The sequence below is a fragment of the Domibacillus sp. 8LH genome, assembly GCF_038806185.1.
Lineage (GTDB): Bacteria > Bacillota > Bacilli > Bacillales > Domibacillaceae > Domibacillus > Domibacillus indicus_A.
This window is the reverse complement of the sequence record NZ_JAVJNG010000333.1, coordinates 1-236: the sequence shown is the minus strand read 5'-3', so window position 1 is coordinate 236 and position 236 is coordinate 1. Positions and strand designations below refer to the sequence as shown.

The following is a 236-nucleotide window of genomic DNA, read 5'->3' as shown; positions in this document are numbered from 1 at the left end:
CCCGTAATATTGTTCTATCAACGTTGCAAAGACTTGACCGAATATCCCTGCTGTCACATAACCAAAACTAATAAAACTAATAGCGGTAATACGCTGTCGTTCGGCGAAGATTTGAAAAACGTAGGTCAATGCATTGGGGGCAAACGAAGCGGCAAAAAAACCTTGAAATGCTCTAAATAAAAGCAATGCTTCGTAATCCGTAGCTAACCCGCTTGCTCCTGAGATCACCCCAAGGA

General features: G+C 42.8%; 1 protein-coding gene. It reads right to left on the bottom strand.

Annotated features, from left to right (window positions below; all coding sequences use genetic code 11):
* Positions 1 to 236: MFS transporter (locus tag RG959_RS24920; protein WP_342799376.1), on the bottom strand; the 236-nt coding region annotated here is incomplete at both ends.